Raw genomic sequence first — 21,307 nt, forward strand, 5'->3', positions numbered from 1 at the left:
TCCTCTACCGAGGCCTGACGCAAATACAAGGCACGCAACTTCGGCAAGATGGCACAAGGAGTCAGTAATGAATCTGATTGAGCAACTCGAGAAGGAAGAGATCGCACGCGTTCTGGGCGAGAAGAGCATCCCCGACTTCGCGCCGGGCGATACCGTCATTGTCAACGTGAACGTGGTCGAAGGCACGCGTAAGCGTGTCCAGGCTTACGAAGGCGTCGTCATCGCGAAGCGTAACCGTGGCCTGAACTCGAACTTCATCGTCCGCAAGATTTCGTCGGGCGAAGGCGTCGAGCGTACGTTCCAGACGTACTCGCCGCTGCTCGCGAGCATCGTCGTGAAGCGCCGTGGCGATGTTCGCCGCGCGAAGCTCTACTACCTGCGCGAGCGTTCGGGCAAGTCGGCTCGGATCAAGGAAAAGCTGGTCTTCAAAGACAAGGCTGCTGCTTCCGCAGAGTAAGCCGCTGTCCAGGCGTAGTACGGAAAAAGCACCCCATGTGGGTGCTTTTTTCTTTGGTGTGTTCAAATTGAGACTTCGACAGCCCAGTTCTCGACCCCGTGTCCACCGGAAAGACTTCGACTCCCCGCATCCTCGAACCAGAAAAGATGCCCGTCCTCTCGACGGGTGAGACACTCCCGCCCATTCCGCCAGAGCGCCTCACGCCGGAAGGCTTGCGCGCGCGTTTCGCGCTGAATCTCGACTGGACGCAGGAAGAACGCGAGCAGCGCATCAAGGCGATCGGCGGCGATCCGCGCGTGGCTTCCGTGCTGGTGCCGCTCGTCGTGCGTGAGGGCGGCTTGACCGTGCTGCTGACGCAGCGGGCCGATCACCTGTCGGATCACGCCGGGCAGATCAGCTTTCCCGGCGGCCGACGCGAGCCCGAAGACGCCGATGCCGCCGCCACCGCGCTGCGCGAGGCCTACGAAGAAGTCGCCCTGGGCGCGCAACATTGCGAGATCATCGGCGCGATGCCCGAATATCTGACGGGCACGGGTTTCAAGGTGACGCCTGTCGTTGCGCTGGTGCATCCGCCTTTTACCCTGAAGGCCGATACATGCGAAGTCGCCGATATCTTCGAAGTGCCGCTCGCGTGGCTGATGAATCCGGCGAACCACGAAGTGCGCGTTTTTCGCTGGGAAGGCGGCGAGCGTCGTTTTTTTGCGATGCCTTACGCGCCGGGCGAAAGGAAGGCTCCTTATTTCATCTGGGGCGCAACGGCCGGCATGTTGCGCAATTTTTATCGCTTTCTCGCGGCTCGCGCGTGACGGCGCGGAAAGTCCGCGTGCTCGCCGCGGCTTGCGCAATTACTCAGCGCGCTAAACGCGTATGGCGCTGTGCTATCGTTACGCGAAACTCGAACTAATCCGACCGTTTCGGCGCTTCGCATGACTTTTTTCTCCGTATTGCTGGCTCTCGTCATTGAGCAAATGCGCGCCTTGTCGCCGCACAATCCGATTTCGGCGTTGCTCCAATATCATGCGGAATCCACCGCGCACGGTTTCGATGCTGGCAAGGAGAAGCACGGCATCGTCGCGTGGCTCGTGGTCGTGCTGCCGTGGACGCTCGCGGTCGGGCTCGTCTATTACGTGCTGTACCGGATCAACTTCGCTCTGGCGTTTCTGTGGAACGTGGTGATCGTGTACTTCACGCTCGGTTTCCGGCAGTTCAGCCACTATTTCACCGATATCCACCTCGCGCTCAACAACGACGACGTGCCGCGCGCGCGCGAAGTGCTGAACGAATGGACCGGCATCGACACGGTCGATATGCCCGTCAGCGAAATCGTGCGGCATACGCTGGTTCACGCGGTGGTGGCATCGCACCGGCATGTGTTCGGCGTGTTCTTCTGGTTCCTGATTCCGATCGGCCCGGCGGGCGCGGTGCTGTATCGCATCGCCGAATATCTGGCGCGCGCGTGGGCAAAGCCGAATCCGGAGCGGACCGCCGAGTTTTCGTCGTTTGCACAGCGCGCGTTTTTTGTCATCGACTGGGTGCCGGTGCGTCTGACCGCGCTCGGCTTTGCGATCGTCGGCAATTTCGAGGATGCGATCTACGCGTGGCGCAATCACGCGCGCCAGTGGCCGGATGCGAACGAAGGCGTGTTGCTCGCGGCGGGCAGCGGTGCGCTGGGCGCGCGTCTCGCCGGTCCGCTGGCGGAGCCGCTTTCGGTCGAAGCGCTTGCCGTGGGCGATGCGAGCCCGCTGCCCGTCGGCGACGACTGCACGCCGCGCACGCTGCAATCGGCCGTCGGTCTCGTGTGGCGCGCGGTGATTCTGTGGATGCTGTTGCTGCTGATGCTGACGATCGCCGTGTGGCTGGCGTAATCAGTCGTCGAGCGGATCGCGCGCCGTCTGACAGTTCCAGCACACGGTGAATTGCGGTTCCAGCCACTCGCCGCAATGCTTGCATCTCCAGGGCCGGGCGTTCGCGTCCGGCCCTTTTCTCGCGCGCTCCAGAAGGCGCAAGGCCAACGCTTCGTCGCGATCGTCGACGATCCATATCTCCGGCGCGCACTGATCCGCCGGAATTTCTCCCATCGCGCCGTTCAGATAGCGGTTGTGCAACTCGCACGGCACGCCCGCGGTCGCGAGCACGTTCACCCAGTGCTGCGCCGTGATCAGGTTGGGAGCGCGCGTGAGCCGCTTCATCGAACGATCTGGCTGGCTTCGTGGACGAGCTGTGCATAGAGCGCGTGACGCTCGGGGCGAATCTTGCCGGCATCGACGGCTTCGAGCACCGCGCAGCCAGGCTCGTGCAGATGATGGCAGTTGTAGAAGCGGCAATGCCCGAGATAGGGCCGGAAATCCGCGAAGGCGCGTTCGAGCTGGCCTTCGGACAGATGATGCAGGCCGAACTCCTGAAAACCCGGCGAATCGATCAGCGCGCCGCCGCCGGGCAAGTCGTAGAGACGCGTGAACGTGGTCGTGTGGCGGCCGCTATTGAGCGCCGATGAAATCTCGCGCGTGGCAGCGTCGGCATCGGGGACGAGCAGGTTCACGAGCGTCGATTTGCCCATGCCCGACTGGCCGAGCAGGATCGTCGAGCGATCTTTCAGACGGGCATCGAGTTGCGGATGGACGTCGCCGGGCATCATCTTCGCCGACAGCTCGACGACCGTGTAACCGAGTTCGCGATACGGCGCGAGCCGTTCGCGCGCGAGCGGCACCGCATGACCGACGTCGATCTTGTTGAGCACGATGAGCGACTCCAGCCCATGCGCCTCCGCCGCGATCAACGCGCGTCCGAGCAGGTCTTCGCTGAAATGCGGTTCTGTCGCGAGCACGATCAGCAGTTGATCGAGATTCGCGGCGAAGAGCTTCGACTTGAACTGATCCGAGCGGTAGAGCAGATTGCGCCGCTCGCCGATCTCGACGATCACACCCTGATCCGCCGACGACTGCTCGTAGATCACGCGATCGCCGACGGCCACTTCGCTTTTCTTGCCGCGCGGGAAGCACTGAAGCATCGCGCCGCCGTCTTCCGGCGTCACCAGATAGTGACGCCCGTGCGCCGCGATCACCGTGCCTTCTAGGCGCGCGCCCACGCTCGGACGCTTGGACCCGCGCGTCATGCGGCGTGTTGCATCAGGCGGTCGATGCGCTGCGAAGCGGGCGGATGCGAGTAATAAAACGCGGTGTAGATGGGATCGGGCGTGAGCGTCGACGCGTTGTCCTCGTAGAGCTTCACGAGCGCGTTCACGAGATCCTTCGGATCGGTCTGGCTGGCGGCGAAGGCATCGGCTTCGAACTCGTTCTTGCGCGAAGTCAGGCTGCCGAGCGGCGTGATGAAGAACATGAACACCGGCAGCACGAGCATGAAGAGCACAAGCGCGAGCCCGTTGTTGCTGCCGACAAGCGACGGCCGCACGCCCAGACCCTCGTAGAACCACGTCGTCTGAATGAGCCAGCCGAGCAGCGCGAGCATCGCGAGGCTGATGCCGAACATGACGATCATCAGCTTCAGCACGTGACGGCGCTTGAAGTGACCGAGCTCGTGCGCGAGCACCGCTTCGATCTCGCTGCCGGAAAGACGCGCGAGCAGGGTATCGAAGAAGACGATGCGCTTGGTCGCGCCGAAGCCGGTGAAATACGCGTTGCCGTGCGCGGAACGGCGGCTGCCGTCCATCACGAACAGGCCCTTCGCGGCGAAGCCGGTGCGCGACATGAGATTCGTGATGCGCGCGACGAGCGCCTCGTCCTTCAGCGGTTCGAACTTGTTGAAGAGCGGGGCGATGAAGGTCGGATAGATGATCATCGCGAGCAACTGGAATGCGACCCATACCATCCACGTCCACAGCCACCAGAACGTGCCGGCGCGGTCCATCAGCCAGAGCGTGAGCAGCAGAAGCGGCGCGCCGATCACGACCGCGAGCACCGTGCCCTTCACGAGATCGACGAAAAAGAGCTTTTTCGACATGCGATTGAAGCCGAACTTCTCCTCGATCACGAAATGGCGGATGTAGTCGAACGGAAGATCGATGATGCTCGTGATCGCGACCACCGACGCCACCAGCGCGATTTGACCGAGATAGCCGCGGCCGAGCCAGTCCGAAATGGCGAGATCGAGCGCCTGGACGCCGCCGAGCAGCGTCAGCGCGACGAGCACGACCGCGCTCGTGACGACCTCGATCATCGTGAGGCGCGTGCGCTCGACGGTGTAATCCGCAGCGCGCTGATGCGCGGTCAGCGGGATCGTGCCGGAGAATTGCGAGGGCACGCCGTTGCGGTGCGCGGCGACGTAGCGAATCTGCCGCGACGCGAGCCAGAGCTTGGTCGAGACCATCGCGACCAGGGCGACGACGAAGATCGTCGAGAAAGCAAGAGTGAGGTTGGTCATCCGGGACTTCCGATTGAACTATGCGAGAATTATAGGTTCTAGGCCGTGCCGACGCGCAGTGGCTTTCCCATCTCTCAGGCCGCTTCTCATGACCGACATCTCCGCCGCCCCCGAATCAGACGAAAACGCGCTCGTGCGCAGCGACATGAACCTCGTGTGGCTCGACATGGAGATGACTGGTCTCGATCCGGACAACGATCGCATCATCGAGATCGCGGTGGTCGTGACGAATTCGACGCTCGACAGGATGGTGGAAGGTCCGGTTCTCGCGATTCATCAGACCGACGAAGCGCTCGGCCGCATGGACGAGTGGAATCGCAACACGCACGGGCGCTCGGGGCTGACCGAACGCGTGAAGGTATCGACGGTCGACGAAGCCGAAGCCACGCGCCAGATCCGCGAGTTTCTCGGCCAGTACGTGCCGCCCGGCAAGTCGCCGATGTGCGGCAACTCGATTTGCCAGGACCGCCGCTTCATGGCGCGCTGGATGCCCGAGCTGGAGACGTTTTTCCACTACCGCAATCTCGATGTCAGCACCCTGAAGGAACTGTGCCGCCGCTGGCAGCCGGCGATCTACAAGGGCTTCCAGAAGCGCGCGATGCATACCGCGCTCGCCGACATTCACGAGTCCATCGACGAACTCAAGTATTACCGCGAGCACTTCCTGATTCCGTCGGCGCCTGCCGCCGCGTCTTAACTTTTCGGCGGGCGGATCGCGCTTTTCGGCCGGAACGCCGTGACCAAGTCGGGCCGCGTTTCGATATACGGTCCGCCGATCAGATCGATGCAGTACGGCACGGCCGCGAAAATGCCCGGCACCTTCTGCTTGCCGTCTGCGTCTTTCAATCCTTCGAGCGTTTCGCGGATCGCCTTCGGCTGTCCCGGCAGGTTGATGATCAGCGCGGCGTGATCTTCCGTCTCGCGGATGACCGCGACTTGCCGCGAAAGAATCGCGGTCGGCACGAAATTCAGGCTGATCTGGCGCATCTGCTCGCCGAAGCCGGGCATCGGTTTCGTGGCGACGGCGAGCGTCGCCTCGGGCGTCACGTCGCGGCGCGAGGGGCCGGTGCCGCCCGTCGTAAGCACGAGATCGCAGCCGAGCGTATCGACGAGCTCGACGAGCGTCGCGGAAATGGTCGCGGCGTCGTCCTGGATCAGGCGCGTCTCGGCGCGAAAGGGCGTGCTCAGCGCCTCGCCGAGCCACGTTTGCAGCGACGGCAAGCCCTTGTCCTCGTAGACGCCTTGCGACGCGCGATCGCTGATCGACACGAGCCCGACGATCAGCTCGTCCGGGTGATTACGCTTCGGTTTCGTCACGATCGTCCTCATCGCCTTCGACGTCTTCGTCGTCTTCCGCGCCCGCCGCGTTCTTGATCCACTGGAACAGTTCGCGGTAATAGCGCGGCGGCTTTTGCTGCTCGCGCTCCTTGCGCGCGTTGCGGATCAGCGTGCGGCCTTCCTGCGGATCGACGCCCGGATGATTGCGGATGAATTCGGTGAGCGCGGCGTCGTCGGCGAGAAGCTTTTCGCGGGTGCGCTCGATCCAGTGCAGCCGCGCGGTTTCGGACTTGTTCACGCCACGGTAGGTATCGAGCGCCGTGCGCAGCGCCGCGACCTCGTCCTCGATCAGCGAGCGCATGACCTTGCCGACGTACTGCACCTGGCGGCGCTTGCCTTCGTGGTCCGTGATGCGGCGCGCCTCGCGCACGGCGTCGCCGAGATTCTCCGGCATCGGCATGCGTTTGAGCGCATCTTTGGGCAGCGCGATCAGCGCTTCGCCCAGCTCTTGCAGCGCGTGCATGTCGCGCTTTAGCTGGGATTTGCTCGGACGGTCGTAACCGTTTTCGTCGGGCTCGCGCTCGTCGTCGCGGCCGGAATCGATCGGTTGAATGCGGGTTTTACGGTTCATCCCGACATTGTAGCTTGCGTGCGCACCGTGCCTGAAGCGCGCGTCCGGGTCTGCGACAAAGCTTGGCGGGTGAATGCACGCCGTCCTTGCTATGATCGCGTGATAGGCCAGTTCCGTTGCTCGACGCCGATTGCGTGCGCGTCGAGCCGGACATTCCGAAGCAACCACGACATGCGCGGGCGCGCGCCGCCCGACTTCCAAAGGCAACCAAAAATGGCAGCAGACATGGACGTCAAGCAACGCTACTTTCCGCATACGCAGGACGAACTCAAGGAGATCGCCTCCGACATCCTGCGTTACGCGAAGGAACTCGGCGCGAGCGATGCCGCCACCGAGATCTCCGAAGGCGACGGCCTGTCAGTGAGCGTGCGGCGCGGCGAAGTCGAGACGATCGAGCACAACCGCGACAAGATGGTCGGGGTGACCGTCTTCATCGGCAAGAAGCGCGGCAATGCGAGCACCGCCGACTTCACGCGCGACGCACTGCGCGACACGGTCGCCGCCGCGTACAACATCGCGCGCTTCACGGCCGAGGACAGCGCGGCGGGCCTCGCCGAAGCGGAGCTGCTCGAGAAGGCGCCGCAGGACCTCGATCTCTATCACCCGTGGGACATCGATGCGGACGAAGCCGCCGAGATCGCGCGCCGCGCGGAAGCCGCCGCGTTCGCCGTCGACAAGCGCGTGACCAACTCGGAAGGCGCGAGCGTCTCGGCGCAGCATTCGCAATTCGTGCTCGCGACCTCGCGCGGCTTCATGGCGGGCTATCCGTATTCGCGGCATTACATCGCGTGCGCGCCGATCGCGGCAGCGGGCCGCGACATGCAGCGCGACGACTGGTACACGTCCAAACGCGATGCGTCCGGCCTCGCCGCGCCCGAAGCGGTCGGACGTTACGCCGCCGAGCGCGCGCTCGCACGCTTGGGCGCCAGGAGTCTCGACACGCGCAAGTGCCGCGTGCTCTTCGAGGCGCCGCTCGCGGCGGGCATTCTCGGCGCGTTCGTGCAGGCGGTGAGCGGCGGCGCGCTGTATCGCAAGACCACGTTCCTCGTCGACACCCTCGGCAAGCCGGTGTTCGCGCCGCATATCCAGATCGTCGAAGACCCGCATGTGAAGGGCGGCATGGGCAGCGCGCCGTTCGACGAGGAAGGCGTGCGCACGCAGCGTCGCAGCGTGGTCGAGGATGGCGTCGTGCAGGGCTATTTCCTGTCGACGTATTCGGCGCGCAAGCTCGGCATGAAGACCACCGGCAACGCGGGCGGCTCGCACAATCTGACGATGAAGAGCACGCACACGAAACCTGAAGACGATTTCGAAGCGATGTTGAAGAAGCTCGGCACCGGCCTCCTGCTGACCGAGCTGATGGGGCAGGGCGTGAACTACGTGACGGGCGATTACTCGCGCGGCGCGTCGGGCTTCTGGGTCGAGAACGGCAAGATCGTGCACGCGGTCGAGGAAATCACCGTGGCGAGCACGTTGCAGGAGATGTTCCGTCACATCGAGGCGATCGGCGCGGATACCGTCGTGCGCGGCACGAAGGAAATCGGCTCGGTGCTGATCGAACGGATGACGATCGCGGGACAGTGATCCGCATCCGCTGAAAGACGAAGGCTCCGGAACGCATCCGGAGCCTTTTTTCATTCCGAGGCCGCGATGCGCTCGTAGGTCACGAACGCGAATGCGAAATCGTTCGGCGCCGCCGCGCGATGCGGCTCGCGGGACACTTCGCGCCACAGTTCCGGATCGGGCGCGGGAAAGCGCGTGTCGCCATCGAAATCGGCGTCGATCTCGGTGACGATCATCTTGTCGGCGCGCGCGATGGCATCGCGATACAACTGCGCGCCGCCGATCAGAAACGCTTCCTTCGCCGGTTCGAGCGCGAGCGCCGCTTCGAGGCTCGTCACGACGTCGCAGCCGTCGTAGCGCCGCGTGCCATCGCGCGATATGACGATATTGCGCCGCCCCGGCAAGGGCCGGCCGATCGATTCGTGCGTCTTGCGGCCCATGATGATGGGCGCGCCCATCGTCGTGCGCTTGAAGAATGCGAGGTCTTCCGGCAGGCGCCAGGGCAGTTGGTTGTCGCGTCCGATCACGCCATTGCGCGCGCGGGCGACGATCAGGGTCAGCGTCGTCATGTGAGGGAGGTCGAGGCAAACAGGCGCGCGGGCCGCGCCGCCGGGGCCTCGATTCTAACCGACACTTCCGACCGAAACTGCCGCAGGAGCGCCGCGCGGACTCACGCCTCGGGCGAATCGTCGTCGAGCGGCGGCGCGTAAGTCGGGGCGGGCGCGACCTCGTCCCATAGCATCACGCTGACGCCTGAGCCCGTCGGGCGGATGGCGGGCGGTTTCGCATCGCCCGGTTCGTCCGCTTCCTCGCGGTCTTGTTGCGCGCCGCCTGATTCGTCGCGCCGGTATGAACTATCGAGTGCCATCGTAACGACATAACCCAAGGTAATTATTCCCGGCGCAGAAAGATCCGGAAATAAAGTAATCGTCTCGTCGGTATGAACGATTAAGCTGAAGATGAATGCGGGACAGAATATGAACGCGCGTTCTATAGACAGTATTTCTTACCATCCGACGCGTTCCGAGTCGAGCGAATTATGTGCCATGCGTTGGAAAGCATTGCCACGCAATGAATGGCGGAAGTCGACGGCAGGCGCGCTGCAGAAACTTGGACGAAAACGTTTCACAGTTGAAACATACAGGCAGAAAAACATGAAGTTCTCGTGAAATCGGTATAAGATTTTGTCTTATTAAATTGTGCGTAAAGTTTTTAATAATCGTGTGAGAAATTCTTGCGAGGCCCGTCCTATCAGGGTTTTGTGGCTAAACCGGCGGCTCTCGCGATATTTGTTTTCGGGGTTTCTGGGTTATAGTAGTCTCTCAAAAACGGCACAGAATCAGACATAAAGGGTTTCGTGGAAGAGCGCGTGGTGTGTCGCGCTATGTCCCGGGGGCGTCGTATCGAATGGGCAAGTCCCTCTCCATACGTTTGAGAGAAACGTGCGAGGGCAACGAAGTCTGCGATGTAGTGCGAGCCTGAACTACGTGACCTTTTCAACGAATGTTGAACAAAGGATCTGAATAATGGACGTCGCTCGGCGGCAACTCATCTATGTGACTCGCGATCCAAGCGAGACGCTGTGCGCGCGATTCGAGGAGCGCGGCTGGCATATCGAAATCGTCGCGAGCGCGCGCGACACGCGCAAGGCACTGCGTAGCGATCTGGCGACCGGCGGGTTGCTGGATCTGTCGAGTCATTTCGAATCTCATGAACTGGCGGCGTTCGAATCGTCGCTGACGATGACCAACGTGGGCTGGGTCGCGGCCACCGTCGCAGGACAACTGGAAGACGCCGCCGTGCGGCGCCTGATTCGCGACTATTGCTTCGATTACGTGACGCTGCCGACGTCGAACGACCGCATCGTCGATTCCGTCGGTCATGCGTATGGCATGGTTTCGCTGCACGACGCTGCGTCGCACGATGCGCGCAGCGAAGGCCGCGCCGAGGGCGAGATGGTCGGTTCGTGCGACGCGATGCTCGCGCTCTTCCGTTCGATCCGCAAGGTCGCGATGACCGATGCACCCGTGTTCATCTCGGGCGAATCCGGCACCGGCAAGGAACTGACGGCCGTCGCCATTCACGAGCGCTCCGCGCGTCGCGATCAACCGTTCGTGGCGATCAACTGCGGCGCGATTCCCGCGCATCTGCTGCAATCGGAGCTTTTCGGCTACGAGCGCGGCGCGTTCACGGGCGCGAATCAGCGCAAGATCGGCCGCGTCGAGGCGGCCAACGGCGGCACGCTGTTCCTCGATGAAATCGGCGATCTGCCGCTCGAAAGTCAGGCGAGCCTGTTGCGCTTCCTCCAGGAACGCAAGGTCGAGCGCCTGGGCGGTCACGGCTCGACGCCGGTGGATGTGCGCATCATCTCGGCGACGCACGTCGACATGCAGACCGCGATGATCGAAGGACGGTTCCGCGCGGACTTGTATCACCGCCTGTGCGTGCTGCAGATCGACGAGCCGCCGCTGCGCGCGCGCGGCAAGGACATCGAACTGCTCGCGAAGCACATGCTCGACCGCTTCAAGAAGGACGCGAGCCGGCGCCTGCGCGGATTTTCCCCCGATGCGATCGCCGCGATCCACAACTATGGCTGGCCGGGCAACGTGCGCGAGCTCATCAACCGCGTGCGGCGCGCGATCGTGATGTCGGAGGGGCGGCAGATCACCGCCCGCGATCTCGAACTCGGCGAGTACGTCGAAGTGGCGCCGGTTTCGCTCGCGCAGGCGCGCGAGGCGGCCGAACGGCAGGCCATCGAGCTTGCGCTCCTGCGCCATCGCGGACGTCTGGGCGACGCGGCGCACGAGCTGGGCATTTCGCGCGTGACGCTGTATCGGCTATTGAGCGCGCATGGGATGCGTCACATCGAGGTCGATGCGCCGTCGGAGCACGCCACGCGCGGCTGAGCGCACATCACCGAGATTCACCACCGGACGGGCGCTTTCAGGCGCCCGTTTTTTCGTGCCGCTGAAATAAGCGCCGGTCCTCGTCGCTTGGTAAAATCTCGTGTTTACGCCCTCCGTTCGCGAGGGCATGCGGCGCACCCAGGGAACATCGAATGAAACAGTATCTCGAGCTCGTCCAGACGATTCTCGATACCGGCACTTGGCAGGAAAACCGCACGGGCATCCGCACGATCAGCATTCCCGGCGCGATGCTGCGTTTCGACTTGCAGCAAGGCTTTCCGGCCGTGACAACGAAGAAGCTCGCGTTTAAATCCGCGATCGGCGAACTGGTGGGCTTTCTGCGGGCATCGAAGAGCGCGGCGGATTTCCGCGCGCTCGGCTGCAAGGTCTGGGACGCGAACGCGAACGAAAATCCGCAATGGCTCGAGAATCCGTACCGGCAAGGCCCGGACGATCTCGGCGACGTCTACGGCGTGCAGTGGCGCAAATGGCCCGCGTACAAGCTCGTCGACGCCGGCGCGAACGATCAGATCGCCGATGCGACCAATCGCGGCTTCCAGGTCGTGACGAGCTTCGTCGAGAACGGGCGCGAACAGGTGCTGCTGTACAAGGCCATCGATCAGTTGCGTCAGTGTCTCGACACGATCATCGAGCGCCCGACCGATCGGCGCATTCTGTTTCATGCATGGAATCCGGCGAAGCTCGACGAGATCGCGTTGCCCGCGTGCCATCTGCTGTATCAGTTCATCCCGAACGCGGTGACGCGCGAGATTTCGCTGTGTCTCTATATTCGCAGCAATGACGTCGGGCTCGGCACGCCGTTCAATCTGGCCGAAGGCGCGGCGCTGCTGCATCTCGTCGGCCGGCTGACCGGGTTCAAGCCGCGTTGGTTCACGTATTTCATCGGCGATGCGCACATCTACGAGAATCAGCTCGACATGCTGCAGGAGCAACTGAAGCGCGAGCCGCTGCCGTCGCCGCAGTTGATCATCTCCGATCGCGTGCCCGATTACGCGGTCACGAAACGCTACGAGCCGGAATGGCTCGAGAAGATCGAGCCGAAGGATTTCGCGCTGGAAGGCTACAAGCATCACGAGCCGCTCACGGCGCCGATGGCGGTCTGAGCGCATCGGTTCTGCATGCGAAAACGCGCGGCTTCGGGCCGCGCGTTTTCGTTGTGCCGCCTGCTCATCGCCTCAACCGCGATGACGATCGTTGTTGCCGCCGCCGTGTTGCGGCTGCTGTGCTTGCTGCGGTTGCTGAGGCTGCTGATGCGGTTCCTGATGCGGCGTCTGATGCACTTCCTGATGCATCGGCTGGCGCGGCGGCTCGGGATGGAACTGAGGCCGCTGCGCTTCCTGCTGCGGACGAGGCGACGGCATCTCGTGACGCGGCTGCTCGGCGCGCGGCTGACGGTAGGCTTCGGGCGGCGGCTGGTGTTGTTGCGGCGCGGGTGGCGCGTGTTGGGCGAACGCAGGCTGCATCGGTGGATTGGGTGTGCCGCGCTCGACACGCGGCATGCGGTTGGGCTGCGGTTGCATCGTCGGCTGCCCTTGCTGCGGCGGTCTGTTCGGCTGAAACGCCTGCTGCGGCGCGCGCGGCCCGTTCTGAACATCGTGGCCGCGCGACGGATCGCCGTGAGCGAAGTGTGGATCCCCGCCGCCGAACTGGGATGCCTGAGGCGGATGCGGGACGCCGTTGCCATGCGGCTGTCCGTTCTGCACATGAGCGGGCGAGGACGGCGCGTCGCCCGCGATCACCGAACGCGCCGGCCCATGCGTCGCCACGAGATGCACCTGTTCGTTGCGCGCGCCGGGCCCGTGCGTATCGCGATCCTGCTGCGGGTATCGATCGTGAAAAGCCGGCGGCGCAACCGGTGCGCGCGTCGCGACCACCGGACGTCCGAATCCGCCCTGTGGCGGCCGACAATCCGCGCGCCGCGCACCGGGCGCAAAACTGTCGTGCGCCGGCGCGATGCCCGGCGCCCCCGCGAAGAAATGCGGATTGCGCCAGCGCGACGGATCGACCGCATACGGCTGACGTCCGACCGGCTGACCATGCACGAACATGTTTGCCGGCACGGCCGTCAGCCCACGCGGGGCGCGGTAGTTCACGTACGTGTTGTTCACGTGCACCGAGCGATCGACGTAGACATTCCGATTCACGCGCTCGTAATAACGCTGGCTCCAGCCATCGCGATGCGGACGCCACGCCTCGCCCGGCCCGAGCGGGAACCACGCGACGCCCGCCGCCGCGATGCCGCCGACCGTCAGCGCGACGTTCCAGTCGACGCCGCTGCCGCCATCGCCGACGAACGCGACGAGCGCGGGCGAATAGGCGGGCGGCGCGTTCACGGCCATCGGACCGGGCACCCACGCCCATTGCGATCCGACATACGCCCAGCGCCCGTAGTGATACGGCGCGAAGCCCCAGGGCGCGTCGTCGATCCAGGTCCAGCCCCACGGGTCCTGCCACGCCCAGTGTCCCTGGCGATACGGCGCCCAGTCGGCCGAAACGGCATTCGGCACCCAGACCGGTCCGTAGGACGGGTCGCTGCGCCACGTGCCATTGGCGTCGAGATCCTGATAGCCGGGAATATCGCGCGACACGTAACGCGCCGAAACCGAGCGATCCTCGGACGCATCGCGGCTCGCGGCCCATTGATCGAACGCATCCGACGCGGGCGCGGCATTCGCCGATGCCTGCTGGAGATTCGTGCCCTCGAACGTCATCTGCTGGCCGCCCGCGAGCTGCACCGACCCGCCGTCGCCATACGCGGTGACGCCGCCGCTTCGCACCGTGACCGTCGTCGAACGGCCGTCGGGCGCGACGTCCACGCGCACGTCGCCGGGCGTCGTGATGGCGAGCGCGGCGTTCGGCGTATCGATTTCATAGCGCGTGCCGGGCGGCAGTTCGCGCACGCGCGTCGACAGCGTGCCTTGGGCGACCTTGAGCTGCGCGGTGTTGTCGTCGAGAGCGAGGACGGAAAGGGCCGTCGATGAACCCAGACGCACCGCCGTCGAGCCGATGTGCATTTCCGAGCGCGCGTTTTTGTCGTTCCACAGCTGATCGCCCGTCGTGAGCGGGCGGTTGATCTGCGCGTAGGACCAGTCGGACGCGCCCGCGGGCTCGGTCGTCACGGTGCCCGCCATGTAATTCAGGCGCGCGATGCGTCCGGGCGGATCACTCTGGCCCGCTTGCGTCGCCTCGTCGGGCGGTGTTTGCGCGAACGCGCCTACCCCGATATCGATACGAGCGCCCATAACGTGGCGGCCGCGATGGTCTTGATTTTCATCGTATTCTCCGGCGGCCGCGCGTGCGTCGTGTGTGACGCTGTCGGTGCGCGAGGCCTGCCGGATCAATGTATCGCCGGGGCGTGTATCCGTACGATGCCGTTTGTAACGGCGCGCAGGTGCGCGTAACAAAGCTTTATCGCGTGGCTAAAAACCCTTCGAAGTGCCGATGTCCCGCCGGCGTCACGCGCAATACGCGCCGCCTCGCCGTGTGCTCGATCCAGCCGTGCGACTCGCACGCTTCAAGAAATGCCGCGCCGAGCGCGCCGCCCAGATGCGGCCGGCGCTCGCTCCAGTCGATACACGTGCAAGCGAACCGGCGCCGCCGCGCGCGTTGTGTCTTCAGGTCGATGCCGAGCTCGGCGAACGCCTGCGCGCCTTCCGGTGTCGCGTCAAGCGCGGTGGGGCCGTGCGCCTGTGCGTGATCGTCGGCGGCGGCGAGCCAGTTGCGCGCGATCATCCGGTCGAAGAGCTGCACGGCCAGTTCGCCCGCGAGATGGTCGTAGCAGGTCCGCGCGAAACGCATCTCGACCGGCACGGCGGAAGGCGGGCGTTCCGGCGCGCGCTGCGGCGCGCTTGCCCGCGCGAGATTGGCGAGCGCCTCGATGGCCGCGGCGATATCCGGCGTCGCGATACGGTAGTAGCGATGCCGCCCGCTCACTTCGAGCGCGAGCAGCCCGCCTTCGGTCAGACGCGCGAGATGCCCGCTCTCCGCCGACGGCGACAGCCCCGCGATCATCGTCAGTTCGCCGGCGGGGCGCGCGGTGCCGTCCATCAGCGACCAGAGCATCGCGGCGCGGCCGGGATCGGCGATAAGCGCGCCGATGCGCGACAGTCCGGGAAAATGGCGCACGCGCGATTCGGCTTCGTCGAAAGCGGAGTTCATGGCGATGTCCCTGTCGGGCGTAGTAATCGACCTATCCACTCTAGCGCGGCTCCGCATCCGATGTTTCACCGCGCGCCGAAATGTCGATGCACGAAGCGCAGAGCTAGAATGACCGCTGGCATCTCAGCCAGCAGGAGAATTTCCATGTCCAGATTCATTCTCGCGAGCGTGATCAGCCTTCTCATGCTCTGTGCGGGCTGCGCGGGCGGCCCGTCGTCATCGGCGGGCGGCGGCGGCAGCATCACGATGTACGGCACCATCGATCAGGGCATTACCGTCCACGATTGAATATTGCCGACCCTATAATCGGCATTCATTTCCGCACCAGACGGGCATCCCCATGAATACGCCGACCTCATCTCCCATTCCCGCGGTTCCTAAAAGCCGCGCCGAAACCACTTTCCGCTTTCTCGCCGAGCCGACCTCGGTGAACTTCGGCGGCAAGGTGCACGGCGGCGCGCTGATGAAATGGATCGACGAAACAGCCTATGCCTGCGCCGCGATGTGGTCCGGTCGCTACGCGGTGACGGTCAGCGTCGGCAACATCCGCTTTCGTCGGCCGATTCTCGTCGGCAATCTGGTTGAGTTGCGCGCGCGCGTGGTGACGACCGGGCGCACCAGCATGCACATTCATATCTCCGTGCACGCGGGCGATCCGAAAGTCGGCGAGCTTCAGCAGACGACCGATTGCCTGATGGTCTTCGTCGCCGTCGATGAAAAAGGTCAGCCGACGCCCGTGCCGGCCTTCGTGCCGGAAACGGACGAGGAAAAGCGCCTCGCGAAATACGCGATGGACGTGAAGGATGCGCTCGACGCGATTGTCGAACTGAAGCCGGAAGAGGTCGCGGCGGGGAAGGTCTGATCCCGCCGCTTTTTTCGGAGAAGGGCGCGCCTACTTGTTCCCCACCATATCGCCCGGCTTGACCCATTCGTCGAACTGCTGCTCGGTCACATGACCGAGCGCGAGCGCGGCGGCCTTGAGCGTCGTGCCTTCCTTGTGCGCCTTCTTCGCGATCTGCGCGGCCTTGTCGTAGCCGATATGCGGATTGAGCGCCGTCACGAGCATCAGCGATTCATTGAGCAGACTGTCGATACGCTTTTCGTTCGGCTCGATGCCGACCGCGCAGTTGTCGTTGAAGCTCTGCGCGCCGTCCGCAAGCAGGCGCACCGACTGCAGCACGTTATGCGCGATCATCGGCCGGAACACGTTCAGTTCGAAGTTGCCGCTCGCGCCGCCGAAGTTCACCGCGACGTCGTTGCCGAACACCTGGCAACACAGCATGGTCACGGCTTCGGATTGCGTCGGGTTCACCTTGCCCGGCATGATCGAGCTGCCCGGCTCGTTCTCCGGAATCGACAGTTCGCCGAGCCCGCAGCGCGGCCCGCTCGCGAGCCAGCGGATGTCGTTGGCGATCTTCATCATGCTCGCGGCGATCGTCTTCAGCGCGCCGTGCGCGGCGACGAGCGCATCGGCGGCGGCCATCACTTCGAATTTGTTCGGCGCGGTTTCGAAGGGCAGCCCGGTGAGCTTGCCGATCGCCGCCGCGACCTTCACCGCGAAGTCCGGATGCGCGTTCAGTCCCGTGCCGACCGCCGTGCCGCCCTGCGCGAGCTGATACAGATGCGGCAGCGTCGCCTCGACATGCCTGATGCCCTGATCGAGCTGCGCCACGTAACCTGAAAACTCCTGCCCGAGCGTGAGCGGCGTCGCATCCTGCAAGTGCGTGCGGCCGATCTTCACGATCTTGTCGAAGGCCTTCGCCTTCTTATCGAGCGTATCGCGCAGCGTCTTGAGCGACGGAATCAGATGCTTCGTGATCGCCATCGCCGCGGCGACGTGCATCGCCGTCGGGAACACGTCGTTCGACGACTGGCCGCGATTCACGTCGTCGTTCGGATGCACGAGCCGTTCTTCGCCGCGCGAGCCGCCCATGATCTCGCTCGCGCGATTGGCGATCACCTCGTTGAGGTTCATGTTGGTCTGCGTGCCCGAGCCGGTCTGCCACACGGCGAGCGGAAATTCATCGGGATGCTTGCCGGCGATGATTTCCTCGGCGGCCTGAATGATCGCCTTCGCCTTCTTCGAATCGAGCACCTTCAGCCCTTCGTTCACCTCGGCGGCCGCGTGCTTGATGATCGCGAGCGCGGTGATCAGCTCGGGCGACTGCTTTTCCGTCGAAATCTTGAAGTTCTGCAGCGAGCGCTGCGTCTGCGCGCCCCAAAGCTTGTCGTTCGGCACGGCGATTTCGCCGAACGTGTCCTTCTCCATCCGTACGTCGCCCTTCGCATCGTGTGTCATGGCGTGAGTTCCCTTACGAAGTTGGATCAAAGCTGCTTGTCGACGGGCAGCAGCATGAAGAGGCCCGTCATCGCATTGCGATAAAAACCTGCCTCGGGATCGAAATTGTAGGTGACGAGATCGCCGTTCGCCTCGGTGGTCCAGACGAGGCCCGACTGCGGCGCGCCCGTGCGCCTCAGCTCCTCGGTGACCGCCGCGCTCGCCAGTTGCACGCGCCAGCTCATCTTCGGCGAGATGCCGTTCGCGAACAGCTTGGCGGCTTCCTCGGCGATCGGCTTGCTGTGGATCACCAGCGCGAGTTCGGTATTCAGCTTGGCCGAGCGCGGATCGAGATTCATGGAGCCGATCACGAGGATACTCCGATCGATCACATAGGCCTTCGCATGCAGGCTCGCGCGCGACTGCGAGCCGAAGAGACCCGCGCGCGGGCTGCTTTCGCCTTCGGCCTGAATCGGCTTGAATTCGTATAGCTCGACGCCGTTCTGCAGCATCGGAATGCGATACGGCGCGTAGCCCGCCTGCACGGCGACGGCATCGGTAGCGGCGAGCGAATTGGTCAGCACCGCGACGCGCACATGGCGTTTCGTCAGATCGCCGAGCGCCTTCACGCCCGCGTCGTGCGGCACGAAGTAGGGCGAGAGAATGAGGAATTCGCTCTGCGCGTCTTTCAGCAAGTCGATGAGGCGCTGCATCGGCGGACTCTTGTAGTCGTCGCTCGGATGCTCGATCTTCGACGGCGAATCGACATGGAATTCCGTCGGCGCCCACACGAGGCCCATTTCCTCGCGCGTGATCTGCTGCGCAAGCGGCGTCGCGTTGAGCGGCTTCGCGTTCAGCGGCTCGGCCTGCTGGCGCCAATGCGCGCGCAGGTCGTCGCGGGTCTTGTCTAGCTCGGACGGATCGAACTTCTGCTTGTTCAGCGCGCGCAGCGGGTAGGCGAGCGAACTGTTCCAGTAATCGTCGAAGCTCGCGGAGATTTCGTGCGTCACCGGGCCGGCGGCGAAGACGTCGAGATCGCGGAATTGCAGCGTCGGGCTCGCGTTGAAGTATTCGTCGCCGAGATTGCGTCCGCCGACGATCGCGATCTGGTTGTCCGCGATCATCGCCTTGTTATGCATGCGGCGCGTGAAGTGGCCGAGATTCGTGAAGAAATTCTGCGTGCGCTCGGAAAAGCTGCGCTGCGCGCTGCCGTACGGGTTGAACACACGGATCTCGATCTTGTCGTGCGAATTCAGCGCCGCCATGATCTGGTCGATGTCCTTGAAGTTCAGATCGTCGACGAGCATGCGCACCCGCACTCCGCGATCCGCCGCATAGAGCGCCGCGCCCAAGAGCAGCTTGCCGGTGTTGTCCTCCTCGGCGATGTAGTACTGCATGTCGAGCGTCTTGGTCGCCGCGCGCGCGAGCGCGATGCGGGCCTGCAGCGCGTCGGTGCCGGTCGGCAGAAGGCGCACCGCCGACTGATCCGGATGCTGCCGTTCCAGCGGCGCGAGCGCGTTCGCGAGCGGCGTCGCTTCGTTCGACGCCAGCGCGCGGCTCTCCGGCCGATCGAACGCCGTCGCGGGCGGGCGCGTCGCGCAGGCGGCGAGCGCCGTCGTCAAAACGACGATGGCCACATTGCGCACGGCGTCGCTCAATCTTCTTTCGATGCTGGCGTGCTTCGCGCCACGCTCTGTCACTTTCCACATCCCCCGGCTTTCCGACACTTCGATTCCTCGTTTTTAGTTGTCGCGACTCGGCACGTCCTGACGCATTCGACGGACGGCACGATGAAGCAAGGCGCGTTCTCGCACCGCGCATCTCGAAATTATTTTATGGGAAATCGGAAAAAGGTCGGACGGAATGCCCGCGAGTGAGGGGAAGAGGACGCTGAAGACAAAAAAAAGCCCGCTTGGCTGAAGCGGGCTGACAACCCCTGTCACAGATGTCTCAAGGAGGAGACGGGTTCATCGTAGCAATGCGCGCCGTGCGGCCCAACCAAGCATTCGTGCTATGCAAATCGGCGCGTGCATCGTGTGCTTATCAGACGTGTCCGTGCGGCGCGGCGCTCGCGGCATCGGTGTCGTCGGGCAGGGGCGCGACGCCCGTTTCGATGAAGCGCCGGCTGATGCGATGGAACCGCAGCGTCATCAATACGGCGACGCTCGCGAGTCCGGCGGCGAGTCCCCACCACAGGCCTTTCGCGCCCAGCTCGAAGTGGAACGCGAGCACATAGCCGGTCGGAAAGCCGACGCCCCAGTAGCCGAACGCGGCGGCGAGCATCGGGATGCGCGTGTCTTTCAGGCCGCGCAGGCAGCCTGAGCCGACCGTCTGCATGCCGTCGACGATCTGGAACACGGCCGCGACGCCGAGCAGCGACGCCGCGAGCGCGACGGTATGCGCGTTGGCGGGATCGTCGAGATTCAGATACAGGCCGACGATGGCGCGCGGCACGGTGATCAGCACGAGTCCCGAGCACACCATGAAGCCGACGCCGAGCGCGAGCGCGACGAAGCCCGCGTGCCGGGCGGCGACCGGCACGCCCGCGCCGACCCAGTAGCCGACGCGAACGTTGGCCGCCTGACCGATCGCGAGCGGCACCATGAACGCGACCGACGCGACGTTGAGCGCGATCTGGTGCGCGGCGAGCGGCGCTTCGCCGAGCAGGCCGACCATCATGCCGGTGGCGAGAAAGAGCGTCGATTCGACGCCGTAGGTGATCGCGACGGGCCAGCCGAGGCCGAAGAGCTCGCCCATCAGCGGCAGACGCGGACGCGCGCGCACGACGAAATGCCGGTAGCGCGGCCGCAGATGCAGCACCGCGACGAGCGCGATCGCAATGCCCCAGACGGTGATCGTGGTCGCCGCTGCCGAACCGAGGAAGCCTTCGCGCGGCAGGCCGTACGCGCCGTGGATCAGCCCGTAGTTGAGAAAGCCGTTGACGAACACGCCGCCGATCGAGATCCACAGGAGCCTGCGCGCCGCGCCGATCGCGGGCAGAAACGCGCGCATCATCCCGACGCCGATAAGACTGGCCGGCGTCCCCCAGCGCAGCACCGCGCAATATTCGCCCACGTTCTTCGCGAGCGTCGCCGGTTCGTGGAACGCGAGCAGGATCGGCTCGGCGTAGCTCAGCAGTACGAACGCGGGCACGGCGAGGAGTATGGAAAGCACGAGCCCGGTCCAGTAGATGCCCGGCACGCGGTCGTCGGCGTTCGAGCCGCGCGCGTGCGCGACCGACACGGAAACCGATGTCAGCACGCCCTGCAGCAGCGTCACGACGACGAAGAAGAGGTTCGCGCCGAGCCCGCCCGCCGCCAGCGCGTCGGGGCCGAGTGAGCCGAGCAGGATGGTATCGGTGACGCCCATCGCCATCTGCGAGAGTTGCGCGATGGCGAGCGGCGCGGCGAGGCGCGCCGTATCGACGGCATGACGCGAGAGGCTCGGCGGTCCTTGATGCGCGCGTGTGGCGCGCGTGACTTGCGGTTGCATGGCTGCTCGAATCGAAAACAAAGGCGGCGCTCAGCGCACTGAGCGTCGCGGACTGGAAAGCGGAAGGGCAACAAGCGGAGCGCGCTGCGAAACGTGCGCTGACGGGAAAACCGACGCTACAGACCCGGCGCTGAAACCAGAACGAA

General features: G+C 64.4%; 21 protein-coding genes. 9 read left to right on the top strand and 12 right to left on the bottom strand.

From position 1 onward, the window contains the following. Positions 1-67: 67 nt before the first annotated feature. From rplS to ACEN42_RS04565, 3 genes are all read left to right on the top strand, one after another. Complete coding sequence (gene rplS / locus ACEN42_RS04555; RefSeq protein WP_035503232.1) at positions 68-457, top strand: 50S ribosomal protein L19; 390 nt, start codon at positions 68-70, stop codon at positions 455-457. 146 nt (positions 458-603) lie between these two features. Continuing rightward, complete coding sequence (locus tag ACEN42_RS04560; protein ID WP_371880748.1) at positions 604-1,263, top strand: CoA pyrophosphatase; 660 nt, start codon at positions 604-606, stop codon at positions 1,261-1,263. A 120-nt stretch (positions 1,264-1,383) separates the two neighbouring features. After that, positions 1,384-2,322: a CobD/CbiB family protein gene (locus tag ACEN42_RS04565; protein ID WP_035503234.1), complete on the top strand. Its 939-nt coding sequence runs from the start codon at positions 1,384-1,386 to the stop codon at positions 2,320-2,322. Here the strand turns inward: ACEN42_RS04565 and ACEN42_RS04570 are convergent, their stop codons facing one another. From ACEN42_RS04570 to ACEN42_RS04580, 3 genes are read right to left on the bottom strand one after another with little or no spacing between them, the layout of a single operon-like run. Beyond that, the gene (locus ACEN42_RS04570) at positions 2,323-2,646 is read right to left on the bottom strand and encodes a DUF2007 domain-containing protein (RefSeq protein WP_035503235.1); all 324 of its coding nucleotides are present in this window, start codon (positions 2,644-2,646) and stop codon (positions 2,323-2,325) included. Then, entirely contained in the window at positions 2,643-3,569 is a 927-nt protein-coding gene (gene rsgA, locus ACEN42_RS04575) for a ribosome small subunit-dependent GTPase A (RefSeq protein ID WP_238212527.1), read from the bottom strand. Before rsgA ends, ACEN42_RS04570 begins: the two co-directional genes overlap by 4 nt. Beyond that, on the bottom strand, positions 3,566-4,834 hold the full coding sequence (locus ACEN42_RS04580; protein WP_187605834.1) for a M48 family metallopeptidase: 1,269 nt from the start codon (positions 4,832-4,834) through the stop codon (positions 3,566-3,568). The genes rsgA and ACEN42_RS04580 overlap by 4 nt, the downstream gene beginning before the upstream one ends. 88 nt (positions 4,835-4,922) lie before the next feature. Here ACEN42_RS04580 and orn point away from each other — a divergent pair, with 88 nt between their 5' ends. Further along, complete coding sequence (gene orn, locus ACEN42_RS04585; RefSeq protein WP_187605833.1) at positions 4,923-5,531, top strand: oligoribonuclease; 609 nt, start codon at positions 4,923-4,925, stop codon at positions 5,529-5,531. On the opposite strand, the gene mog is transcribed toward orn, so the two are convergent. Both mog and yjgA read right to left on the bottom strand, forming a co-directional pair. Next, positions 5,528-6,163, bottom strand: a complete 636-nt coding sequence (gene mog / locus ACEN42_RS04590) for a molybdopterin adenylyltransferase (protein WP_371880749.1) — start codon at positions 6,161-6,163, stop codon at positions 5,528-5,530. The two genes, orn and mog, sit on opposite strands and share 4 nt — an antisense overlap. Further along, entirely contained in the window at positions 6,132-6,743 is a 612-nt protein-coding gene (gene yjgA / locus ACEN42_RS04595; protein WP_238212521.1) for a ribosome biogenesis factor YjgA, read from the bottom strand. The genes mog and yjgA overlap by 32 nt, the downstream gene beginning before the upstream one ends. A 213-nt stretch (positions 6,744-6,956) precedes the next feature. Here yjgA and pmbA point away from each other — a divergent pair, with 213 nt between their 5' ends. Then, entirely contained in the window at positions 6,957-8,327 is a 1,371-nt protein-coding gene (gene pmbA / locus ACEN42_RS04600) for a metalloprotease PmbA (protein ID WP_371880750.1), read from the top strand. Positions 8,328-8,377: 50 nt separating this feature from the next. On the opposite strand, the gene ACEN42_RS04605 is transcribed toward pmbA, so the two are convergent. Continuing rightward, positions 8,378-8,875, bottom strand: a complete 498-nt coding sequence (locus ACEN42_RS04605; RefSeq protein WP_238212520.1) for a dihydrofolate reductase — start codon at positions 8,873-8,875, stop codon at positions 8,378-8,380. Positions 8,876-8,976: 101 nt separating this feature from the next. Then, entirely contained in the window at positions 8,977-9,174 is a 198-nt protein-coding gene (locus ACEN42_RS04610) for a hypothetical protein (protein ID WP_371880751.1), read from the bottom strand. 658 nt (positions 9,175-9,832) lie between these two features. Between ACEN42_RS04610 and ACEN42_RS04615 the strand changes: the two genes are divergently transcribed. Together ACEN42_RS04615 and ACEN42_RS04620 are read left to right on the top strand one after the other, a co-directional pair. Then, positions 9,833-11,212, top strand: coding sequence for a sigma-54 dependent transcriptional regulator (locus ACEN42_RS04615; protein ID WP_035503252.1), 1,380 nt, complete (start codon positions 9,833-9,835; stop codon positions 11,210-11,212). Positions 11,213-11,364: 152 nt separating this feature from the next. Further along, entirely contained in the window at positions 11,365-12,336 is a 972-nt protein-coding gene (locus ACEN42_RS04620; protein ID WP_250483899.1) for a thymidylate synthase, read from the top strand. Between the two features lie 72 nt (positions 12,337-12,408). On the opposite strand, the gene ACEN42_RS04625 is transcribed toward ACEN42_RS04620, so the two are convergent. Then, the gene (locus ACEN42_RS04625) at positions 12,409-14,475 is read right to left on the bottom strand and encodes a DUF6600 domain-containing protein (protein WP_371880752.1); all 2,067 of its coding nucleotides are present in this window, start codon (positions 14,473-14,475) and stop codon (positions 12,409-12,411) included. A gap of 166 nt (positions 14,476-14,641) precedes the next feature. Next, positions 14,642-15,391: an ArsR/SmtB family transcription factor gene (locus ACEN42_RS04630; protein WP_371880753.1), complete on the bottom strand. Its 750-nt coding sequence runs from the start codon at positions 15,389-15,391 to the stop codon at positions 14,642-14,644. 144 nt (positions 15,392-15,535) lie between these two features. On the opposite strand from ACEN42_RS04630, the gene ACEN42_RS04635 reads away from it, so the two are divergent. Continuing rightward, complete coding sequence (locus tag ACEN42_RS04635; RefSeq protein WP_187605827.1) at positions 15,536-15,679, top strand: hypothetical protein; 144 nt, start codon at positions 15,536-15,538, stop codon at positions 15,677-15,679. Positions 15,680-15,731: 52 nt separating this feature from the next. Further along, complete coding sequence (locus ACEN42_RS04640; protein ID WP_035501736.1) at positions 15,732-16,253, top strand: acyl-CoA thioesterase; 522 nt, start codon at positions 15,732-15,734, stop codon at positions 16,251-16,253. Between the two features lie 30 nt (positions 16,254-16,283). Here the strand turns inward: ACEN42_RS04640 and fumC are convergent, their stop codons facing one another. From fumC to ACEN42_RS04655, 3 genes are all read right to left on the bottom strand, one after another. Then, the gene (gene fumC, locus ACEN42_RS04645; protein ID WP_371880754.1) at positions 16,284-17,690 is read right to left on the bottom strand and encodes a class II fumarate hydratase; all 1,407 of its coding nucleotides are present in this window, start codon (positions 17,688-17,690) and stop codon (positions 16,284-16,286) included. A 26-nt stretch (positions 17,691-17,716) separates the two neighbouring features. Continuing rightward, the gene (locus tag ACEN42_RS04650; protein WP_371880755.1) at positions 17,717-19,378 is read right to left on the bottom strand and encodes a phospholipase D family protein; all 1,662 of its coding nucleotides are present in this window, start codon (positions 19,376-19,378) and stop codon (positions 17,717-17,719) included. Between the two features lie 334 nt (positions 19,379-19,712). After that, positions 19,713-21,161 carry an MATE family efflux transporter gene (locus ACEN42_RS04655; protein WP_371880756.1) on the bottom strand — a complete coding sequence of 483 codons (1,449 nt, stop codon included), beginning with the start codon at positions 21,159-21,161 and terminating at the stop codon, positions 19,713-19,715. Between the last annotated feature and the right edge of the window lie 146 nt (positions 21,162-21,307).

Source organism: Caballeronia sp. S22, from assembly GCF_964261745.1.
In the GTDB taxonomy this organism is placed as follows: Bacteria; Pseudomonadota; Gammaproteobacteria; order Burkholderiales; family Burkholderiaceae; genus Caballeronia; species Caballeronia jiangsuensis.

Bases quoted from the DNA above. Each gene is read 5' to 3' on its own strand.
- mog (WP_371880749.1), bottom strand. From the start codon at position 6,163: ATGAGGACGATCGTGACGAAACCGAAGCGTAATCACCCGGACGAGCTG.
- ACEN42_RS04615 (WP_035503252.1), top strand. From the start codon at position 9,833: ATGGACGTCGCTCGGCGGCAACTCATCTATGTGACTCGCGATCCAAGC.
- yjgA (WP_238212521.1), bottom strand. From the start codon at position 6,743: ATGAACCGTAAAACCCGCATTCAACCGATCGATTCCGGCCGCGACGAC.
- rsgA (WP_238212527.1), bottom strand. From the start codon at position 3,569: ATGACGCGCGGGTCCAAGCGTCCGAGCGTGGGCGCGCGCCTAGAAGGC.
- orn (WP_187605833.1), top strand. From the start codon at position 4,923: ATGACCGACATCTCCGCCGCCCCCGAATCAGACGAAAACGCGCTCGTG.
- fumC (WP_371880754.1), bottom strand. From the start codon at position 17,690: ATGACACACGATGCGAAGGGCGACGTACGGATGGAGAAGGACACGTTC.
- ACEN42_RS04580 (WP_187605834.1), bottom strand. From the start codon at position 4,834: ATGACCAACCTCACTCTTGCTTTCTCGACGATCTTCGTCGTCGCCCTG.
- ACEN42_RS04630 (WP_371880753.1), bottom strand. From the start codon at position 15,391: ATGAACTCCGCTTTCGACGAAGCCGAATCGCGCGTGCGCCATTTTCCC.
- ACEN42_RS04635 (WP_187605827.1), top strand. From the start codon at position 15,536: ATGTCCAGATTCATTCTCGCGAGCGTGATCAGCCTTCTCATGCTCTGT.
- ACEN42_RS04620 (WP_250483899.1), top strand. From the start codon at position 11,365: ATGAAACAGTATCTCGAGCTCGTCCAGACGATTCTCGATACCGGCACT.
- ACEN42_RS04570 (WP_035503235.1), bottom strand. From the start codon at position 2,646: ATGAAGCGGCTCACGCGCGCTCCCAACCTGATCACGGCGCAGCACTGG.
- ACEN42_RS04560 (WP_371880748.1), top strand. From the start codon at position 604: ATGCCCGTCCTCTCGACGGGTGAGACACTCCCGCCCATTCCGCCAGAG.
- ACEN42_RS04640 (WP_035501736.1), top strand. From the start codon at position 15,732: ATGAATACGCCGACCTCATCTCCCATTCCCGCGGTTCCTAAAAGCCGC.
- ACEN42_RS04605 (WP_238212520.1), bottom strand. From the start codon at position 8,875: ATGACGACGCTGACCCTGATCGTCGCCCGCGCGCGCAATGGCGTGATC.
- ACEN42_RS04610 (WP_371880751.1), bottom strand. From the start codon at position 9,174: ATGGCACTCGATAGTTCATACCGGCGCGACGAATCAGGCGGCGCGCAA.
- ACEN42_RS04650 (WP_371880755.1), bottom strand. From the start codon at position 19,378: ATGTGGAAAGTGACAGAGCGTGGCGCGAAGCACGCCAGCATCGAAAGA.
- ACEN42_RS04655 (WP_371880756.1), bottom strand. From the start codon at position 21,161: ATGCAACCGCAAGTCACGCGCGCCACACGCGCGCATCAAGGACCGCCG.
- ACEN42_RS04625 (WP_371880752.1), bottom strand. From the start codon at position 14,475: ATGGGCGCTCGTATCGATATCGGGGTAGGCGCGTTCGCGCAAACACCG.
- ACEN42_RS04565 (WP_035503234.1), top strand. From the start codon at position 1,384: ATGACTTTTTTCTCCGTATTGCTGGCTCTCGTCATTGAGCAAATGCGC.
- rplS (WP_035503232.1), top strand. From the start codon at position 68: ATGAATCTGATTGAGCAACTCGAGAAGGAAGAGATCGCACGCGTTCTG.
- pmbA (WP_371880750.1), top strand. From the start codon at position 6,957: ATGGCAGCAGACATGGACGTCAAGCAACGCTACTTTCCGCATACGCAG.